Origin of the sequence: uncultured Barnesiella sp., assembly GCF_946496565.1 — a bacterium.
In the GTDB taxonomy this organism is placed as follows: domain Bacteria; phylum Bacteroidota; class Bacteroidia; order Bacteroidales; family Barnesiellaceae; genus Barnesiella; species Barnesiella merdigallinarum.
Window position 1 is genome coordinate 102,832 of the sequence record NZ_CAMMHD010000009.1, and the last position, 18,619, is coordinate 121,450.

14 protein-coding genes are annotated in these 18,619 nt (G+C 55.2%); 5 read left to right on the plus strand and 9 right to left on the minus strand.

Annotation, left to right across the window (positions count from 1 at the left end; translation table 11 throughout):
- Nucleotides 1–12 precede the first annotated feature (12 nt).
- From mutS to Q1K76_RS06600, 6 genes are all read right to left on the minus strand, one after another.
- Nucleotides 13–2,628, minus strand: coding sequence for a DNA mismatch repair protein MutS (gene mutS / locus Q1K76_RS06575; protein ID WP_300131986.1), 2,616 nt, complete (start codon nt 2,626–2,628; stop codon nt 13–15).
- Between the two features lie 154 nt (nt 2,629–2,782).
- Entirely contained in the window at nt 2,783–3,904 is a 1,122-nt protein-coding gene (locus Q1K76_RS06580) for a DUF5009 domain-containing protein (protein ID WP_300131988.1), read from the minus strand.
- A gap of 148 nt (nt 3,905–4,052) precedes the next feature.
- The gene (locus Q1K76_RS06585; RefSeq protein ID WP_300131991.1) at nt 4,053–5,459 is read right to left on the minus strand and encodes a CotH kinase family protein; all 1,407 of its coding nucleotides are present in this window, start codon (nt 5,457–5,459) and stop codon (nt 4,053–4,055) included.
- Between the two features lie 63 nt (nt 5,460–5,522).
- Nucleotides 5,523–5,993, minus strand: a complete 471-nt coding sequence (locus tag Q1K76_RS06590; RefSeq protein ID WP_300131994.1) for a T9SS type A sorting domain-containing protein — start codon at nt 5,991–5,993, stop codon at nt 5,523–5,525.
- A gap of 176 nt (nt 5,994–6,169) precedes the next feature.
- Nucleotides 6,170–7,711 carry a YifB family Mg chelatase-like AAA ATPase gene (locus tag Q1K76_RS06595; protein WP_300131997.1) on the minus strand — a complete coding sequence of 514 codons (1,542 nt, stop codon included), beginning with the start codon at nt 7,709–7,711 and terminating at the stop codon, nt 6,170–6,172.
- A gap of 33 nt (nt 7,712–7,744) precedes the next feature.
- Nucleotides 7,745–8,815, minus strand: a complete 1,071-nt coding sequence (locus Q1K76_RS06600; RefSeq protein ID WP_300132000.1) for a DUF4369 domain-containing protein — start codon at nt 8,813–8,815, stop codon at nt 7,745–7,747.
- 334 nt (nt 8,816–9,149) lie between these two features.
- Here Q1K76_RS06600 and Q1K76_RS06605 point away from each other — a divergent pair, with 334 nt between their 5' ends.
- Nucleotides 9,150–9,980 (plus strand): phospholipase A, encoded by an 831-nt coding sequence (locus Q1K76_RS06605; protein ID WP_087407962.1) that lies wholly within the window; start codon nt 9,150–9,152, stop codon nt 9,978–9,980.
- 140 nt (nt 9,981–10,120) lie between these two features.
- Here the strand turns inward: Q1K76_RS06605 and metK are convergent, their stop codons facing one another.
- The gene (gene metK / locus Q1K76_RS06610) at nt 10,121–11,443 is read right to left on the minus strand and encodes a methionine adenosyltransferase (protein WP_087407961.1); all 1,323 of its coding nucleotides are present in this window, start codon (nt 11,441–11,443) and stop codon (nt 10,121–10,123) included.
- Nucleotides 11,444–11,736: 293 nt separating this feature from the next.
- A complete protein-coding gene (folK, locus tag Q1K76_RS06615; RefSeq protein WP_300132003.1) occupies nt 11,737–12,213 on the minus strand; it encodes a 2-amino-4-hydroxy-6-hydroxymethyldihydropteridine diphosphokinase in 477 nt (158 codons plus the stop codon).
- A 593-nt stretch (nt 12,214–12,806) separates the two neighbouring features.
- Between folK and Q1K76_RS06620 the strand changes: the two genes are divergently transcribed.
- Nucleotides 12,807–14,687 (plus strand): AAA family ATPase, encoded by a 1,881-nt coding sequence (locus Q1K76_RS06620; RefSeq protein ID WP_087407958.1) that lies wholly within the window; start codon nt 12,807–12,809, stop codon nt 14,685–14,687.
- A gap of 108 nt (nt 14,688–14,795) precedes the next feature.
- Here the strand turns inward: Q1K76_RS06620 and Q1K76_RS06625 are convergent, their stop codons facing one another.
- Nucleotides 14,796–16,292, minus strand: coding sequence for a family 10 glycosylhydrolase (locus Q1K76_RS06625; RefSeq protein WP_258326861.1), 1,497 nt, complete (start codon nt 16,290–16,292; stop codon nt 14,796–14,798).
- A gap of 373 nt (nt 16,293–16,665) precedes the next feature.
- On the opposite strand from Q1K76_RS06625, the gene Q1K76_RS06630 reads away from it, so the two are divergent.
- The 3 genes from Q1K76_RS06630 to Q1K76_RS06640 all read left to right on the plus strand — a co-directional run bounded on the left by Q1K76_RS06630 (nt 16,666) and on the right by Q1K76_RS06640 (nt 18,487).
- Entirely contained in the window at nt 16,666–17,019 is a 354-nt protein-coding gene (locus Q1K76_RS06630; RefSeq protein WP_298661956.1) for a hypothetical protein, read from the plus strand.
- A 566-nt stretch (nt 17,020–17,585) separates the two neighbouring features.
- On the plus strand, nt 17,586–17,864 hold the full coding sequence (locus Q1K76_RS06635) for a lysine exporter LysO family protein (RefSeq protein ID WP_258326863.1): 279 nt from the start codon (nt 17,586–17,588) through the stop codon (nt 17,862–17,864).
- Nucleotides 17,861–18,487: a lysine exporter LysO family protein gene (locus tag Q1K76_RS06640; RefSeq protein ID WP_087407953.1), complete on the plus strand. Its 627-nt coding sequence runs from the start codon at nt 17,861–17,863 to the stop codon at nt 18,485–18,487. Before Q1K76_RS06635 ends, Q1K76_RS06640 begins: the two co-directional genes overlap by 4 nt.
- The last annotated feature ends 132 nt before the right edge of the window (nt 18,488–18,619 follow it).

Genomic DNA, 18,619 nt, shown 5'->3' on the forward strand with positions numbered 1-18,619 from the left:
CATGAATCACTGTTATTTCCCGGTGATTATCTTTTTTATCTCATTCAGTTTGTTCAGGGCCTCGACCGGCGTGAGGTTGTTGATGTCGGCCCGCAGAATCTCGTCGCGCACCTGCGAGAGCACGGGGTCGTCGAGCTGGAAGAAACTCAGCTGCACGCCACCGCGCGACGAGGCAATCTCGGCCGTAGGCTTGGCCAGCCCTGTCTGCCGGTTCTCATCCTCGAGCTGTTTCAAGATCTGGTTGGCCCGCTTGACGATGCTCTGGGGCATGCCGGCCAGCTTGGCCACGTGGATACCGAAGCTGTGTTCGCTGCCGCCCCGCACCAGTTTGCGCAGGAATATCACCTTGTTGTCAATCTCCTTGACCGAGACGTTGTAGTTGACAATGCGCTTGTAGGTGCGCTCCATCTCGTTGAGTTCGTGGTAGTGGGTGGCAAAGAGCGTCTTGGCCCGCGCCTTGGGATGCTCGTGTATGTGCTCGACGATGGCCCAGGCGATGGAGATGCCGTCGTAGGTACTGGTGCCGCGCCCCAACTCGTCGAAGAGCACGAGGCTGCGTTCCGACAGGTTGTTGAGGATGTCGGCCGCCTCGGTCATCTCGACCATGAAGGTCGACTCGCCCAGCGAGATGTTGTCCGAAGCCCCCACGCGAGTGAATATCTTGTCGACAATGCCTATGCTGGCCGCCTCGGCGGGGACGAAACTGCCTATCTGCGCCATCAGCACAATGAGGGCCGTCTGCCGCAACAGGGCCGACTTACCGGCCATGTTGGGACCGGTAATCATCATAATCTGCTGCTTGTCGTTGTCGAGCTCCACGCTGTTGCTCACATAGCTCTCGCCCGGGGGCATCTGCTTCTCGATGACCGGGTGGCGCCCCTCCTTGATGTCGATGGTGAGCGAGTCGTTAATTTCGGGGCGGATATAGCGGTTCTCGACGGCCGACTTCACAAACGACAGCAGGCAGTCGAGCCGGGCTATCAGATTCGAGTCGAGCTGGATGGCCGGGATGAACTCGGTGAGGGCCAGAATCAGGTCGTTGAACAGCTGGGCCTCCAGCGAGAGTATCTTCTCCTCGGCCCCGAGTATCTTCTCTTCATACTCCTTCAGCTCCTGGGTGATGTATCGCTCGGCATTCACCAGGGTCTGCTTGCGCACCCAGTCGGCCGGCACCTTGTCCTTGTGGGTATTGCGCACCTCGATGTAGTAACCGAACACGTTGTTGTAGCCCACCTTGAGGCTGGGGATACCCGTGCGGTCGCTCTCGCGCTGCTGCACGTGCAGCAGGTAATCCTTGCCCGAGGTAGAAATCTCGCGCAGGTCGTCGAGTTCGGCATTCACCCCCTTGCGGATGATGCCGCCGCGGTTGGAGACGTTGGGCGCATCGGGCACAATCTCCCGCTCGATGCGGTCGCGTATGCTCGCGCAGCAGTTGAGTTGCTCGCCTATGCGTTGCAGCACCGGCTCGTCGCTCTGCTCGCACACCGCCTTGATGGGCTCGATGGCCTGCAGGGCCACCTTGAGCTGCACCACCTCGCGGGGCGAGATACGCCCCACGGCCACCTTCGAGATGAGCCGCTCCATGTCGCCGATGGTGTCGAGCTGCGGGTCGATAACCTCGCGAGCTTCGGGGTGGCGGAAGAAGAACTCCACGCCATTCAACCGGTCTTCGATAGGCTTCACATCCTTCAGGGGGAAGATAATCCACCGCCTGAGCATGCGGGCACCCATGGGGGTGACGGTGCGGTCGATGACGTCGAGCAGACTCTTGCCCCCCTCGTTCATGGGGGCGAGCAGTTCGAGGCTGCGCACCGTAAACTTGTCGAGGCGCACATAGCGCTCCTCCTCGATGCGTGAGAGCGAGGTGATGTGCGAAATATGGGTATGTTGGGTAATGTCGAGGTAGTGAAGCAGCGACCCGGCCGCAATGATGGCACAAGGCATGTTGTGCACGCCGAATCCCTTGAGGTTCTTGGTCTCGAAGTGGCGCAGCAGGCGGTCTTTGGCAGCATCTTCGGTATAGACCCAGTCGTCGAGTTCGAAGGTGAAGAAGCGGCTGCCGAAATGCTCTTCGAAGAGTTTACGCTTGGTGCGCTCGAACAGCACCTCCTTGGGGGCGAAGTTGCCCAGCAGTTTGTCTACATAGTCGTAATCGCCCTCGGCAGCCAGAAACTCGCCGGTCGAGATGTCGAGGAAAGCCACGCCCACCTTGTTGTTTTTCCCGAAGTGAACGCCGGCCAGGAAGTTATTCTCTTTATGGTCCAGTATATTGTCGTTGATCGACACACCCGGGGTCACCAGCTCGGTGATACCCCGCTTCACCAGCTTCTTGGTGAGCTTGGGGTCTTCCAGCTGTTCACAGATAGCCACCCGCTTGCCGGCCCGTACCAGTTTGGGCAGATAGGTGTCGAGCGCATGGTGCGGAAAGCCCGCCAGCTCGACATACTGGGCGGCACCGTTTGCCCGACGGGTAAGCGTAATTCCCAGAATCTCAGATGCCACGATGGCATCGCCCGAAAAGGTCTCATAGAAATCTCCCACCCTGAACAGCAATATGGCATCGGGATGCAGGGCTTTCATCTCGATGTACTGCTTCATAAGCGGAGTTTCAACTATTTCCTTGGCCACAATCTATTTCTTTTATCTTCTTGTTTTCTATCCTGTTTAAGAGAAACAAAGGTAGCGATTTCGGCCGAATTTGCGAAATAAAAAAAATGTAAACGCCGTTTTATTCCCTCCCGGAAACCCGACAACGGTGCAGCCGGGAGCTCCCGGCGCACCGCTATACCTTCAAAAATATCTGTTTGCGATACAGAAAATAGAGGAAGACCCAGCAACAGACCACATACCCCGTACGAAGGAGCAACTCACCCGCCGGCTCTCCGGCATATTCGCCTGCCCAGCAAGCCAGCCCGCCGAACAGGAAACGATTCAGATGCGAGAATCCTATCATCGGCTGGGCCAGATAGATGGTGATGGAGTTGAGACCTATCACCCGGAAGAAGAGGGTCCACGACCGCCTGCCCCGCACATCGATTACATAATAAAAGAGGGCAAACAACAGAAACGAGAGCCCTCCGGCAAAACAGGTAAACGAACTGCTCCACAAGGTTTTATTGATAGGGAACCATTGATTCCACACCCACCCCACGGCGACAAGCCCTGCACCTGTCCCCGCCAGCCACAGGCTCTTACGGGCTCCGCTTCCCAAGCGGGCAGAACGGACCATCTCGCCGGCATACATACCCAACAAGGCCGTTACTATGGCAGGCAGGGTACTCAACAATCCCTCGGGGTCGAAACTGCCATCGTTCAACCGTCCCGGCAACAGACAGCGGTCTATGTATCCCGCCAGATTGCCTTCGGGCGAAAAGGGCGAGGCTCCCGGAGCATCGGGCGCAGGAACAAAAGCCAGCAACAACCAGTAGCCGAGTAGAATCAATGCGACGAATAGATACTGCAACCGCTTCGACAACCGCATGTAAATCCAGGCCCCGACCATCCAGGCCACCCCGATACGCCCCAGCACACTGGCCACCCGCAACTGGGTAAAATCGAATTGCAACAAGCCGTTATAGACCAGCCCCAGCACCACAAGGGTCACGCCCCGGCGCAACACCCGCAGGCCGATGCGGCGATCGGGCATCCCCCGGCTGCGCTGCTTGGCGAGCGAAAACGGGAAAGAGATGCCCGCAATAAAGAGGAAGAGGGGGAAAATCAGGTCGTGCTGTGTAAAACCGTCCCAGACCGTATGCGACATTTGCCCCGCAAGCCATTCTCCAACCTCGGTCGGGCAACATCGGTTCAAAGCGACCACCCACGAGGCAAACCCCATGATAAACAGCATGTCGAATCCCCGCAAGGTATCCAACGACAACAATCGTTCTTCTCTCTTCGTGTCCATATTCCTACTCTTTTTTATATGGTATACAGACAACGCCACCGATTTATCCAACCGAACAGGGCAAAAAAACAAAGCGGAAGGTCGACCCCAACAGTGGTCTCTCCCCTCCGCTCCATATCACAACGGGATACCCGTTATCCGTTCGCTATCAGTTATACAGCCCGTAGTTTTCGTGGCCCGAGATAAAGTCGATGCGATTTTGGATCCACTCTTTCAACTTGTCGAGGTTCTCCCTGAAATTAAACGACCCCTCGGTCCGACCCGGTTCGGCCGGCCATACCACGCCATTCTCTATGGCCGACGGCTCTATCGTGTCGGCATATTCGTCGATATACTCCAACAACAAGGGATAGAGGTCGGTCTTGAAATGGTCGAATTTCTCTTTATAGAGAGCTCTGAACTCGGGGGTCTTGCTGATTTGCATCAGGAACGGACCACCGTATTGCGGATAGTCGAACATCTCCAGCAACAGTTTGTCGGTCACCTGGTTCTCCACCCCGTCGTTGTAGGTAAAGCCCCAGTCAAAATCCCAAATGGGACCGAAGTGATAGAGATCGTCGGCACTGGCCTTGTAGAGATAGACGCTCTTGGGCCACACGGGCTCGCGATTGCCGCACACGTTATAGACTATCAGGTAGTTGACAAGCGACTCCATATCGAGGCTGGTTGAGAGATCCTCGCCCATAAAAACCTTGCGCTCAAACTCGGTAAAATCATCGCCCCAGGTGGTCAACAGCGACTCGGGGGTCACCCCCTTCAACTCGGCAATTTCGCTCAGGTCGGGATCTTTCACCATCATGGGCAGGTTGTAGTAGCGCGACCAGAACTTGTAGTCCTCGTCAAAGTTGGTATCCATCTCAAACAAGATGCCAGTCTCTTCGTCGATATCGACACTTGCCCCCGTAATGCCTATCTTCTCGGTAATGAAGTATGCCCCTTTAAAGATGCCGTTGAAATAGACCCGTATCGGCTGGCAATGGTTGGTATAGGGCATCTCGAGCAACTGGCCTATCTTCAAGGCGATGGCATTCCGCATGAGCGTACAGTCGATGTAGTTGGCAATCAAGGCATAGCTCTTGGCTTTGGCCAGACCGCAAATGGCAATCTTCTTGTCGAATTTCAACCGATAGGGTTTCTTCACATAGTTCCAGGTGCTGTTGCCCCGCCCCTTGATCGAGACGGCCGTAGGTTCCAAATCGTCGACTACACCGTTGCCGTCGATACTGATCAGAGCATCGAGGTAGAGCTCCTTGTCATAGAGTTCGCTCAAGTTGGGATAGTCGGGTATCGTGATGTACACGGTGGGAACATTCGTGCCCACGGCACAGCGGTCTATATCGGAGAGAGCTACCGACAAGCGGTTCTCTTTCGTGTTGACAATGAGACTGTCGAGCGAATCGTCGCTATCGGAGAGGCGATGTGTCATCTCGGTAATCTCCGTAGCCTTTACCGAATTGAAATCGACATCGTTGTGGTATATGTGAAGCCAGGGGTGAGCCTGTTGGCCGTATACCCAAAGCGGCAGCAACAGGAGAAGGAGGAATAGTTTTTTCATGTTTTTCTATTTGAACTACTGGTATGATATTCTTTTATTTATTACAACTCTCTATCGGAAGGATTACCCTCGTGGAGCGACGATAATCTTGCGCGACACCTGGCCATAGTTGACCACATAGACCCCACCGGGCAACCGGTCGAACGCCAGACGGAACTCGCCGTCGACCTGTGCGTCGGCCACCACGCGGCCGTTCAGGTCGTATACCCGCACTGTCGTTCCGGCGGGCAATCCGTTTATCTGCAACGACTCGGCTGTCACGACAAAGGTCTCGCCCGTGACCTCGTGGATTCCCGAAATGGCCCGCTTGGTATAGCGAAAACCCGAAATATCGGCCAAGGCAAAACTGTTGTCGGTCTCTGCACTCTCAAAAACGAGGGCATCGTCGACAAACTTCATGGTCAAATCGGGCGAGAGCACCACGCTCACCACCGTGTTGTCCTTGTACTCCACATCGATTACCTTTTTCAGGGTGTCGGAGTACAGCATAAAATTCAGGCATAAGAATATGCCCAACAAGCCTATTTTCTTCATTGCTAATGTTATGATGGTTATATTTTTCAGTTATCAGTTTAAGGATTCTCAATTGCATCATCTTCCCGCGAAGGACATCAAGGTCTCCTTTTCGCGGCAAAAATAGATATTTTTCTTAAATTGTCTTTATCCCTATCCCGGTTATCTGCTTCGCCGGCGAAAAAAACGCCCTTTACTCAACGGTCGCCCCAGTTCTCGCGGTCGAGGTTGCGGTAGTTCACCGCCTCGTTGATGTGCTGCACCTGCACCGTCTCGCATCCGTCGAGGTCGGCAATGGTGCGAGCTACCTTCAAGATACGATCGTAGGCTCGGGCCGAGAGGTGGAATCGCTCCATGGCATCCTTCAGCCGTTTGAGCCCGGCGGCATCGGGTGCGGCATAGCGGTTCAGCAGTCGGGGAGTCATCTGGGCGTTGCAGTAGATGCCGGGATACTCGGCAAAGCGGGCGGCCTGAACCTCCCGGGCGGCCACAACACGCCGACGTATCGCTTCGCTCGACTCGGCCGGACGGGTATCCGATATTTTTTCGAAGGGTACGGGCACAATCTCTACCTGTATGTCGATGCGGTCGAGCAGCGGACCCGATATTTTTCCCAAATAACGCTGTATGGCCCCCGGGTTGCAGATGCACTCCTTGTCGGGGTGGTTGTAATAGCCGCAAGGGCAGGGGTTCATCGAGGCTACCAGCATCACACTGGCCGGATATTCAATCGAGTATTTGGCCCGGGCGATGGTGATTTTGCGGTCTTCGAGCGGTTGGCGCATCACCTCGAGTACCTGACGCGAAAACTCGGGCAGCTCGTCGAGAAAGAGCACCCCGTTGTGAGCCAGCGAGATCTCGCCCGGCTGGGGATAGGCACCGCCACCGACCAGCGCTACCGACGAGATGGTGTGGTGCGGAGCCCGGAAGGGACGTTGCGACAGCAGCGAACTGCCCCGCTCCATACGGCCGGCCACCGAGTGTATCTTGGTGGTCTCGAGGGCCTCTTGCAGGGTGAGCGGCGGGAGTATCGACGGCAACCGCTTGGCCATCATCGACTTGCCTGCCCCCGGCGGACCTATGAGTATGATGTTGTGCCCGCCCGCAGCAGCGACCTCGAAGGCACGCTTCACGCTCTCCTGCCCCTTCACGTCGCTGAAGTCGAGGTCGAAACGGGTACACTCCTTGAAAAATTCGGCCCGGGTGTCGATAACGGTCGGTTCCAGCTCCATCTCTCCATCGAAAAAGCGGATTACCTCGGTGAGGTTCTCCACCCCGTAGACCTCGAGGTTGTTCACCACGGCCGCCTCACGCACATTGGCCTTCGGGATAATCAGCCCCTTGAATCCCTCCTCGCGGGCCTTGATGGCGATAGGCAGAGCTCCCTTGATGGGGAGAATGGAACCGTCGAGCGAGAGTTCGCCCATGAGCATGTAGTCGCCCAGGCGGTTGCTCTTCACCTTGCCGTCGCTGGCCAGGATGCCGATGGCCAGAGGCAGGTCGTAAGAGGCCCCCTCCTTGCGGATGTCGGCAGGCGACATGTTCACAATGACTTGTCGACGTGGAAATTTATAGCCGTTGTGCTCTACGGCCGAGACAATGCGTTCGTGGCTCTCCTTGACTGCCGCATCGGGCAGCCCCACCATGAGAAATCGAATTCCCTGCGAGCAGTTCACCTCGATGGTGACGACCAGGGCATCGATGCCCTGCACGGCTGCTCCGAAAACTTTCACCAACATAGTAATAGATTTAAGCAGGTTATATACACCCGATTAGGGTTTAATCATCCGGTCGATGCAGGCCCGGGTCGAGTCGGGCGACAGACCTCGTGCCACCACCCGGCCCGTCGAATCGGCTACCAGCAGATAGGGCAGGCGGTGTATGTCGAGCCACTTCACCCCGGCATAGAGGTAGCCCCCCTTGGCCCACAACCGGGTCCACTGCACGGTGTCGGGGGATACCGTCCGGCGCCATACGGCACTGTCGCGGTCGAGCGACACATCTATCACCTGCACGGCGGTATCGTAGCGGGCGGCCATATCGCCCAGGAAAGTTTCGTAGCTGCGGGTCCCGGCCGTCTCGGCTGCCCAGAAACAGAGCAGCGTGGCCCGAGCCTCCTGGGCATCGATTATCCACGAGGTATCGGCCACCGTGACCAGCGAGAGGTAGGGCAATACCGAATCGGCTTTCAACGTATTCTCAAACTCCCGATAGCGCATCAACGGAGCTCCGGCCCCACCGGCCAGCACCCCGGGGTCGAGCAGGGCAATGAGCGAATCGCAACGGGCCTGATCGGCCTCGCCCAGCAGATAGTTGCTCAACAGGATGGCGCTCACGGGCGAGTCGCGATGCTTGCCCACATAGTCGGCCACCACCCCCTGCAGCTCCCGGCACAACTGTTCGTACCGAGGGGTGCGCGAACCCGAAGCCGAGGCGTTACGCTCAGCCAGCCAGGTTTGCAACAGCTCCTTGTTCTCCTGGTTGAACTTGAACAGCTCCTTGTTCAGCGAACTGCCCTTCACCTTCAGGCCGAAGGGGTCTTGCCCGTCGCCCGAAAGCTCGATGCGGTCGCCGTTCTGCACATAAATCTGGGTAAACGGAGTCTTGTCGAAATAATAAAACTGAATGGGAATAAGCTCGGCCGACGAATTTTTAAAGGCGATATATCCGTTTTGCGGACGCAGGGTATCGACCACGATACCGCTCTCGGTGCTGTAAACCGCATAGACAGGCCGACCGCCCAGGTTGTTGAGGGTCCCCTCGACCGAAAACTCGTGACTTTTGCCTCCACAACCGCTCAACAGCAGCACACCCACACACAATATTGCGCCTATTTTGCTCATGTAAAACCTTTTTCTTTTCTTGCAAATGTACTCGATTTGCGGGAGAAGCCAAACTTTATCGGTCAAAACCCTCGACCGAGCCCGAACTTTCTGGAAAAAACGACAAAAAAGAACGACCTTTTTGACTATATATCTCCGAGAAGTTAGCCTATATTTGCACCTCCAAAAGGAGGTACGACGCAACACCATGTGAAAACGCGGTTTTCACTTGTAGCGGTTAATCCTTTTCCCTTTTGGTAGAATACAGGATACACCTTTTGGTATAAAAATCAAGCGAGCTTATTTTTATACTCCCGACTTTCTATATATTTGCAAAATATCTTATACCTTGTCTATGAAACGTTTTGCCATTCTCCTCCCCTTGCTCCTTCTGGCAGTCGTCGCCAATGCCCAGATACGCAACAATGTACCCAAGTACAATCCCGACAGCGTACGCGAAGAGCTGGACAAGCGCCCCTACTTCTCGCTTTTCAAAGACAACTATTTCATCGTGGGTTCTACTCTGGGCGGGAGACCCACCGGACAAAATTCGGATGTAAAATTTCAGTTGAGTATCAGCCAGCGACTCACCAAGAGCAAGCTGCCCTTCGATACCTACCTCTTTATCACCTACACGCAAAAGGCTTTTTGGAACGTATTCCAAGAGTCGCTCCCCATGTATGACCTCAACTTCAATCCGGGCATAGGCCTCACGCACCCGGTCATCTACCACGACCGCTTCATCGGACAGGTCACGCTCCTCGTCGAGCATGAGTCGAACGGAAAAGACAGTATCTGGTCTCGCAGCTGGAACAAAATTTCGCTTATGGGTGCACTTGCCGTCGATCACAACGTAGAGCTGCAATTCAAAACCTGGATACCCATTATCGACAGCGGCAACAACCGCGACATACTCAAGTATTGCGGCATCTTCCAACTGGCCGGCAGCTACCTGAGCGACAACCGCCGATTCGGAGCCTCCATCATCCTCACCAAACGCAGCGGCTGGAACTTCAACTTCAACACCGTCGTCGAGCTGAGTGCCCGCCTCTTCCCCAACGAGAACCAGTATCTCTTCCTGCAATATTACAACGGCTACGGCGAGGGACTGCTCGACTACAACAAGTTCCACTCCCGGCTGCGTATCGGGTTCGTCATCAAACCCCAGAATTTCAGCAACTTCTAATCTCTCTTTCCCGATAAAATACTAAAGGCATCCCCCAACAGCCTCGCCGAATTACCCCTGTCGAAAACGAGCGAAGGGTGCACCCGTTCGAAAATCGCAGGCACACCCTTCGTATGGTTCCGTTTCGACCGGTCTATCGGTCAGTCGAGATTGAAGGCTTTCTTCACTACATCCACATAGTCGAGTTTCTCCCAGGTGAAGAGCTCTACCTCGCGCACCACCGGCTCGGTGTTGTAGTGCGACGTGAAGGTCTTGACCACCGTCTGCGGTTTACGGCCCATGTGGCCATAAGCCGCGGTCTCCTCATAGATGGGGTTACGCAGCTTCAACCGCTCCTCGATAGCCCGGGGACGCATGTCGAATATCTCGCCCACGCGACGGGCAATCTCGGCATCACTCATCGGCACATGCGACTTGCCGTAGGTATTCACGTAGATGCTCACCGGCTCGGCCACCCCGATGGCATAGGATACCTGCACCAGAATCTCGTCGGATACACCGGCGGCCACCAGGTTCTTGGCTATATGCCGGGCGGCATAGGCAGCCGAACGGTCTACCTTCGAAGGGTCTTTGCCCGAGAAGGCGCCACCGCCGTGACCACCCTTGCCGCCATAGGTGTCGACAATGATCTTGCGACCCGTGAGACCGGTATCGCCGTGAGGCCCGCCGATGACAAACTTGCCCGTGGGGTTCACCAGCAGCACCAGCTGATCGTCGAAGAGAGCCCGTACCCGCTCGGGCAACTGGGCTATCACGCGGGGCAAAAGCACCGTCTTCACATCGTTATAAATGGTCTGCAACATCTCGCGGTCGGCAGCATCCTGTGCCTCTTTCGAGCCATCGACCGGCGTCACGAACTCGTCGTGCTGGGTCGAGATGACAATGGTGTGCACGCGCACCGGCTCATTCTTCTCGTTGTATTCGATAGTCACCTGCGACTTCGAGTCGGGACGCAGATACGATGTCACCCGCCCCTTACGCAGATAGGTCATGGCCGAAGCCTCGCGGCGAATGGCGGCCAGCTCGATGAGCAATAGGTGCGACAGGTCGAGCGAGAGAGGCATGTAGTTGTCTGTCTCGTTGCAGGCATAACCAAACATCATGCCCTGGTCGCCGGCACCCTGCTCCATGGCATCGGCACGCTCCACGCCCCGGTTGATGTCGGCCGACTGTTCGTGAATGGCCGAGAAGATGCCGCACGAGTCGGCATCGAATTTGTACGAGCTCTTATTATATCCAATCCGGTGAATTACCCGACGGGTCACCTCCATCAAATCGACATAAGCATTCGATTTAACCTCGCCCGCCAAAACGACCTGCCCGGTCGTCACAAGGGTTTCGCAAGCAACTTTCGAGTTCGGGTCATAGGCCAGGAACTCGTCAAGCAAAGCGTCCGAAATCTGATCGGCCACTTTATCGGGGTGTCCTTCCGACACCGATTCCGAGGTAAACAAATAGTTCATTTCTCTCTTGAATAAATAGTAAATACTTCTTTTTCAAGGAAGAACGACTGCAAAGCCCACGAAAGTAAACTGATTTTGATAAAGCCGGACGGGCCTCGGCGAGACCCCGTAACGCAGTTTTAGCATTTTTTTTCGTGGTTGCAAGCAGCCAAATCCTTCCACAGTTTTTTGTAATTGCGCGGCAAAGATAATATATGCCGCGAGCAATACCAAATTTTATCGCTCTTTTCGCAACGAATTTTCAATTTGCCACGACAGCTACCGCAGCAAATACGGCATTCTCTCCCTGGATGTTACCGCCCCTCCAGGCCGGCCAGTATCTCGGCAGCCGTCTTGCCCAGAACGGAGTGCATCCACTGCGGGGCAATCTCGGCGAGAGGCTCCATCACAAAGGTGCGCTTGTGCATGTAGGGGTGAGGAAGCACCAGCGCATAGGTGTCGAGCACCTGGCCGTCGTAGTCGAGCAGGTCGATGTCGATAAGCCGGTCGGCATAACTGCCGTCGCTCCGCCGGTGGTCCTTGCTCCCCAACTCTCGCTCGATGGCCTGTACGGTCGAGAGCACCTCCTCGGGCAGCAAATCGGTATCGACAGCCATGGCCGCATTGCAAAAGGTATGTACCGACTGGTACCCCCACGGCTCTGTCTTGTAGAACGACGACACGGCTACAACCGTGCCTACCCGCTTGCCAATCCGGTCGATGGCTTTCCTGATGATTTGCTCCTTATTCCCCAGGTTCGAGCCTAAGCCCAAGTATACTCGCTTCGCCATGATATTTATCTCTTTTTTGCGCTACTAAGATAGCAAAAAGGGGCTTTTTTGCAAAAATCTTTGGTTTAAATTTTTGATGATTTTGAACATATCCGAGAGAGCGACAACTGTCGGGACGTTGTCCGATGTATCGACCATGACACCTCCATAAACAACAGAACATTGCCCCACCTACTGACACCTTATACACCTACCCGTGCACAGCTATCTTTATAAAAGATAGAGGGTTGTACCAAAAAAATTTTCCGATTTTGCTTGCAGGCTCTCACTCCATTCACTACCTTTGCCTCTGCACAGTCTCGCCACTGCAGGCGGCAGACTGTAAATTTTGATCATATACAACAAATGATTGTCAAAGAGATGTATCACGCAACAAGCTTTCGAGTCTGGTTCGCGCCGTAGGGCATGAACCCGACAAGATTGTACCCGCACTCGCAGGGAGCGGATTTGTTGCGTTCTTTGACGTAATCGGAAAAGTTACGTTCGTTTCGTCCTGGGAAACGAGCGTGGTTCAGTTGTCGTTTTCGCGTGAGGCGAAGAGGGCAGCGCACAATTCTTTTTCTCATTTTTTCACCTTAAAATCATTTGTTGTTATGAATAATCCTCTGACTTTACGAATCATGCGTTCGCTCGACGATTCGCTCGAGGGACCCGAATATGCTATCAATCTGCTGATTGCCGAACTCTCGACCGACACTCTGCCCGACCCGGTGCAAGAGGTGTCGATTCGCATCTACTCTACCCGTTATCAACTGCTGGGTGCCGACGTGTGGCAAAAGCCCAACGGCCGAAAGGCACCCCGCAAGATACGTTTCCAACTGGCCTCCAGCTCCTATTGGCTCGAAGATTGCTGCCACCTGTTTCTCTATTGCAACGGACTCCTGCGGGGCTACGCCTCGTTTGCGCTGTTCAGCGACTATGACAAGTGGGAAAACATCGCCCTCGAAGAGGCTGCCGACCACCCCGAAGCGCTCTTCTTCGTCGGCCACCTGTGCCACCAACCGTGGTGGAGCCGATTGGCTCAGGGGTCGATCTCGCCCACGGCCATTCGCAAACTCATCGACAGTCTGCTCTGGTACACCTCCGCTCCCTCCCCGAAGCGGCACTGGGTGGTATCGGGCGACGAGGCGCAGGCGGCTGCTTTTGCCACCAGCATTCTGGCGGCCAGCCTCACCGACAGCCATCCGAAGGCCTGTTGCCGGTTTGCCCTCAACGACCTGCTATCGGGCCGCTTGAGCTGGTCGCTGTTGCGAGACAACCTCGACGACAAAAAGACGGTCGTGGTGCAGGTCGATCGCATGGGCACCAGCACCTGTAACGAAAACATGCTCGACTTGCTGAGCGACTGGCTCAAGAGTGCCGATGCCCTGCCCTTCGTGTTCCACGGCTCGGAAAAGAACATCGACTTGCTGTTGCAGTATATCCCGGCTCTGGCCGACCTCTTCGACGAGCATACGACCTTTGCTCTGTCGGAGATGCCGGACAACTCGATATGGAACGACGACGAGGAGACAGAATTGCCGCTGCCCGAGGAGGCCGGCGTCTGCGACCTCAGACAGCCCTGCCCCGAAACGACCGACACCTCGTGCAATGCCACTCAGAAACTGGAAAGACTCATTGGCCTCTCTCAACTGAAAGCCGACATGCAGGATGCCTGCCTGGCGGCCCGGTTTGCCCGGGAGCGCCGCGAACTTGGCCTCGACCCCCACGAAGAGAATCGTCACCACATGCTGTTCTATGGCAACCCGGGGACCGGGAAGACTACGGTGGCCCGTCTGGTAGGCGAACTGTATCATCAAATGGGAGTGCTCTCGAAGGGGCACACGGTAGAGACCTGCCGCACCGACCTGGTGGGCGAATACATAGGTCACACCGAGAACCGCATGAAGGAGGTGCTGGAGCAGGCCCGAGGCGGGGTGCTCTTTATCGACGAGGCATACACGCTGGTGGGCCGCAGCAAGGAGTCGAACGACTTCGGCAAGGAGGTGATTCACGCCCTGCTCCCCATCCTGTCGGAACCCGACCCCGACCTGATTGTGATTCTGGCCGGCTATGAAGAGAAGATGCAGACTCTGCTCCAGTCGAACCCGGGATTGAAGGATCGCTTCCCCCTGAAATTCTATTTCGAAGACTATACCAACGACGAACTCTACGCCATTGCCTGCCAGACGCTGCAAGACCGGGGATTTGTACTGACCCCTGCTGCCGAACAGCGGCTACGGGCGGCGATTGCCCGAGCTACCGCTCACCGCGACGCCCACTTCGGGAACGGCCGCTGGGTGCACAACCTGATAGAACAGGGCATTGTCAAAAGCATGGCTCGCCGCATCATGTCCATTCCCGGCCACGACCGTACCGACCGGGTGCTGCTCAGCACCGTAGAGGCGACCGACATCGACGAAGCCGAAGCGCGACTGGCCCTTCGCCCCGACTTGAGAGTTCCTCAGCCGGTACGTGTCGGATTCAGAGCCTGACCGTCCCGAAAACCCAACATTAAAAAACAAGAGGAGGCCGCCCCTCAACCGGGGGTGGCCTCCTCGGCAGCCAACGCCGCCAAATTCGTTCGGTCTCGACAAGACCGGTTACAATTTCACTTTCTTGCTCTTGCCGTCGCTCTCGTTGTGCATGCGGTCTACAGCCGTCACCACATAGACATACTCGCGAGTACCCCGTTTATAGGGGAGCAGGCAGCGGGTATCGCGGGTCACCGTCACCAGATGAGAGGTATCGTAGAGGTTAATCTTCTCGCTCGGGGTAAAACGATAGACACAGAAGTAAATCTGTTTCTGCATCTCGTCTTTGGTCTCCTTGCGTTTCCATTGCAGCTCGTAACCGTCGGGGGTCCACTTGGCCTTGAGCCCCTTCACCTCGGCCGGAGCCTTGCTGTCGATAAAGGTATAAGCCGGGATAAGGGCAGGTACGGCGTGGTAGTAGTTGCGCAAGTCGTCGGCTATACCCTTGTAATTCTCGAGCAACGAGTAGCCCGGCCAGAAACAGTTGCCCCCCACGTGGTCGAGGTAGCGGCTCAACTGCATCTTGTGGTTCAACTGTGTGTAGATGGGATTCACGTCGGTAGCATTCATGGTGCGCACCACATCCTGCCCGATATAGAGGTGCCGGCCGTTGGCATGGTTGTTCCACCAATAGATAAGCGTCTCGACACAAGCCGCCTTGTGGCCGATCTCCCAATAGAGTTGCGGCAACATGTAGTCCACCCAACCGTTACGGGTCCACAGCAACACATCGGCATAGAGCTGGTCGTAGTTCTGCAAGCCGTTGGTCGCACTGCCGTCGGGGTCGCTCTTCTGGTTACGGTAGATACCGAAGGGGCTGATACCGAAGCGCACCCAGGGTTTGCGCGTCTTGATAATCCCGCTCAACTCCTTGATGAGCAGGTTCACATTCTCGCGACGCCAGTCACCCCGCTCCATACCGTTACCATAGCGGGCGTAGCTGTTATCGTCGGGGAACTCGCTGCCGGCAATAGGATAGGGATAGAAATAGTCGTCCATGTGGATGGCATCGACATCGTAGCGAGTCACAATATCGTCGACCACCCGGCCGATAAACTCGCGGCACTCGGGCAATCCCGGGTCGAAATAGAGCTGTTTACCATATTGGACGAACCACTCGGGATGCTTGTAATAGATGTGCGACGGTGCCAGCGGCTCGGCTCCGACCGTCCCCACCCGGTAGGGATTGAGCCAGGCGTGCAACTCCATATTGCGGGCATGGCACTGGTCAATCAGATATTGCAGCGGGTCCCACATAGGGTTGGGAGCCACCCCTTGCTGCCCCGTGAGATATTTGCTCCACGGCTCCAACTGCGAGGGATAGAAGGCGTCGGCCGTAGGGCGCACCTGGAAAATCACCGCATTGATACCGATGTGCTGGAGACTGTCCAACATCTCATTGAAATAGCGCTGCATGGAATCCCGGTCCATATCGCGGTAACGGCTCTGCCCCACCGTATGAATCCACGCTCCACGGAACTCCCGTTTCGGGTGCTCGTCGGCCCGTACCAGGCTGCCTCCGAGGCAAACGAGCAGCAGTAGCGATAAATAAATTTTAAGTTTCATTGTCTTGAATTTTGTTTTTGTGTCAAAGATAGTGCAAGCCGAGAGCAAAAACAAATTTATTTGTGCTTTGCCGAGGCACAGCCTATCTTCGGGCCCCAACAGGGCCAAAGAGGTGCAAGCCGAGAGCAAAAGCAAATTTATTTGTGCTTTGCCGAGGCGCAGCCTGTCTTCGTCCACAACAGGGGCAAAGAGGACGCAAGCAGCAAGTCGAAAAGTTCGTGAAGAGCGTACGGTACAGATAAGAATCAGTACGATTTTACACCTTTTACAAACCTTGTGCCTGCTTTTTCGAAAAAATAAGAATCGTTGTATTTGAGTCACAACGACTTCGTATTATATTTGCAACGTAATCTCATTAAAATACACAAGACCTATGAAGAAATTACTTATTATGGCCTGTATTGCCGCCGCCTCGATCATCGCTTTACCGGCTGTTGCTCAAAACACGACCGACAACAAAGCGAAAACCGAGTGCTGCAAAAAGGAATGCAATAAGAAAGAGTGCAAATGCACCGATTGCAAATGCAAAGAGTGTAAAGGGAATTGCCAAGCGTGCAAGTGCACCAACTGCACCGGCAAAGAGTGCAGGGCAAACTGCCAGAAAAAATGCCAGTCGAATGCCAACTGCTGCAAACAGAACGCCAACTGTGGCAAACAAGCTCCTTGCAAAACCAACTGCAAAAAAGCCAACACGCCCTGCTGCAAACAGGAGAATGCCAAGAAATAATTCGATAGATCGAATACGACTAATCGAGGGCTGTGTCGAGCGCGAAAATCGACACGGCCCTCTTTACTTCTATCCCCGGTCGTCATGCCGCGCCTACCGCTCAACTTCGTAGACAGGAAACAGCATTCGAATGACGGTCGAGCCCCTAATCCTCCCACAGGTCTACACCAGCCAACGAACAACGAGTGCAAAAAAGCCGGCGAATCTCTTAAATAATATTAAGTTCGCCACGCTTCTATTGGGAGTAACCAAAAGATAGCTACCTTTGCATCGAATTTTTATACGCTTATTTGTATGATATTAGTGCTGAACAAAGTTCGATTTTCCATCGTTCGAGGTAACGCATCGCCTACCTCGCCCACGGTGTATGTCCACTGGTTCAGCGGGTTCATTTGAGCCATTCCCCTTCTATAAAGGGAGTAGTGGCACCGCTATCGGCACAACTCCCGACCGGGGCAAGCACCTCGCCCCAGACTCAATCAAACTCTATATTACCATCATTGCAGCCAGGTAACCCTCGGCATATACGGCCGACGGAGAAGTGCTGCACAAAAGCGTGTACAACTATGTTTCGCATTCTCATCTTACTCGCCATAGGCATAGGCGTAGGGATGCTCCTGCGGGGACGCTCCTGCGTAAAGGCTACGAAATGGGGCATTCAGGCCACCGTATGCCTGCTGTTGTTTGTTTTCGGTATTTCGATAGGGTCTAACCGCGACCTCATCGACAACCTGTACCGATTTGGCTGGCAAGCTCTGGTCATTGCCTGCCTGGGCGTAGTCGGCAGCATCGTGGCTGCCCGGGCTGCCCAACGGCTCTTCTTCAAGAAAGGAGGTAAACTATGAAAGAGAATCTGCTCATTCTGGGATGTTTCGTGGCCGGTATTGCGCTGGGACTTTCAAACCAGGCACCCGACTGGCTGCACGGGCACGACCTGCCTATGATTATCCTCTCGCTGCTCATCCTGCAAGTAGGCATCAGTCTGGGCAGTGCCACCGACTTGCGCCAGCTGGTCCGCTCGCTCAATCCTCGCATGTCGCTGCTGCCCCTCTTTACCATCGCCGGCACCCTGCTCTTCTCGGCCATAGGGGTATTGCTGCTGCACGGGCGTAACCTCAGCGACTGCCTGCTCGTGGGGAGCGGGTTTGGATACTACTCGCTCTCGTCGGTGCTGATTGCCGACCTCAAGAGTGCAACCCTCGGCGTGCAGGGCGCTACCGAACTGGCTACCGTGGCTCTGCTTGCCAACGTCATACGCGAAATGATTGCCCTCTTTGGCACTCCTACGTTGGCCCGCTGGGGCGGACGACTGGTGCCTATATCGGTGGCCGGCATCAACTCGATGGATGTGTGCCTGCCCATGATTGTACGCAATACCACACGAGGCGAAGAGCTCATACCCATCGCCGTTCTGCATGGTATCGTACTCGAGGTGAGCGTACCGATCCTCATCAATGCCTTTTGTTGAAACGGCTGGTCGCGACAACGATTTGGTCCTGCCCATACCCACTTGCTCACTGCGAACAGGTGGGGCTCTTTTATTCCCGGCACTGTCAAATGTCGAAAACTTCGTTTTTCGTTTGCCTCTGCGCTCGTCTTT

Coding starts and splice junctions, on each gene's coding strand:
- Q1K76_RS06600 (WP_300132000.1), bottom strand. CDS start 8,815: ATGAGCAAAATAGGCGCAATATTGTGTGTGGGTGTGCTGCTGTTGAGC.
- Q1K76_RS06620 (WP_087407958.1), top strand. CDS start 12,807: ATGAATAATCCTCTGACTTTACGAATCATGCGTTCGCTCGACGATTCG.
- Q1K76_RS06640 (WP_087407953.1), top strand. CDS start 17,861: ATGAAAGAGAATCTGCTCATTCTGGGATGTTTCGTGGCCGGTATTGCG.
- folK (WP_300132003.1), bottom strand. CDS start 12,213: ATGGCGAAGCGAGTATACTTGGGCTTAGGCTCGAACCTGGGGAATAAG.
- Q1K76_RS06625 (WP_258326861.1), bottom strand. CDS start 16,292: ATGAAACTTAAAATTTATTTATCGCTACTGCTGCTCGTTTGCCTCGGA.
- Q1K76_RS06635 (WP_258326863.1), top strand. CDS start 17,586: ATGTTTCGCATTCTCATCTTACTCGCCATAGGCATAGGCGTAGGGATG.
- Q1K76_RS06580 (WP_300131988.1), bottom strand. CDS start 3,904: ATGGACACGAAGAGAGAAGAACGATTGTTGTCGTTGGATACCTTGCGG.
- Q1K76_RS06585 (WP_300131991.1), bottom strand. CDS start 5,459: ATGAAAAAACTATTCCTCCTTCTCCTGTTGCTGCCGCTTTGGGTATAC.
- Q1K76_RS06605 (WP_087407962.1), top strand. CDS start 9,150: ATGAAACGTTTTGCCATTCTCCTCCCCTTGCTCCTTCTGGCAGTCGTC.
- metK (WP_087407961.1), bottom strand. CDS start 11,443: ATGAACTATTTGTTTACCTCGGAATCGGTGTCGGAAGGACACCCCGAT.
- Q1K76_RS06630 (WP_298661956.1), top strand. CDS start 16,666: ATGAAGAAATTACTTATTATGGCCTGTATTGCCGCCGCCTCGATCATC.
- Q1K76_RS06590 (WP_300131994.1), bottom strand. CDS start 5,993: ATGAAGAAAATAGGCTTGTTGGGCATATTCTTATGCCTGAATTTTATG.
- Q1K76_RS06595 (WP_300131997.1), bottom strand. CDS start 7,711: ATGTTGGTGAAAGTTTTCGGAGCAGCCGTGCAGGGCATCGATGCCCTG.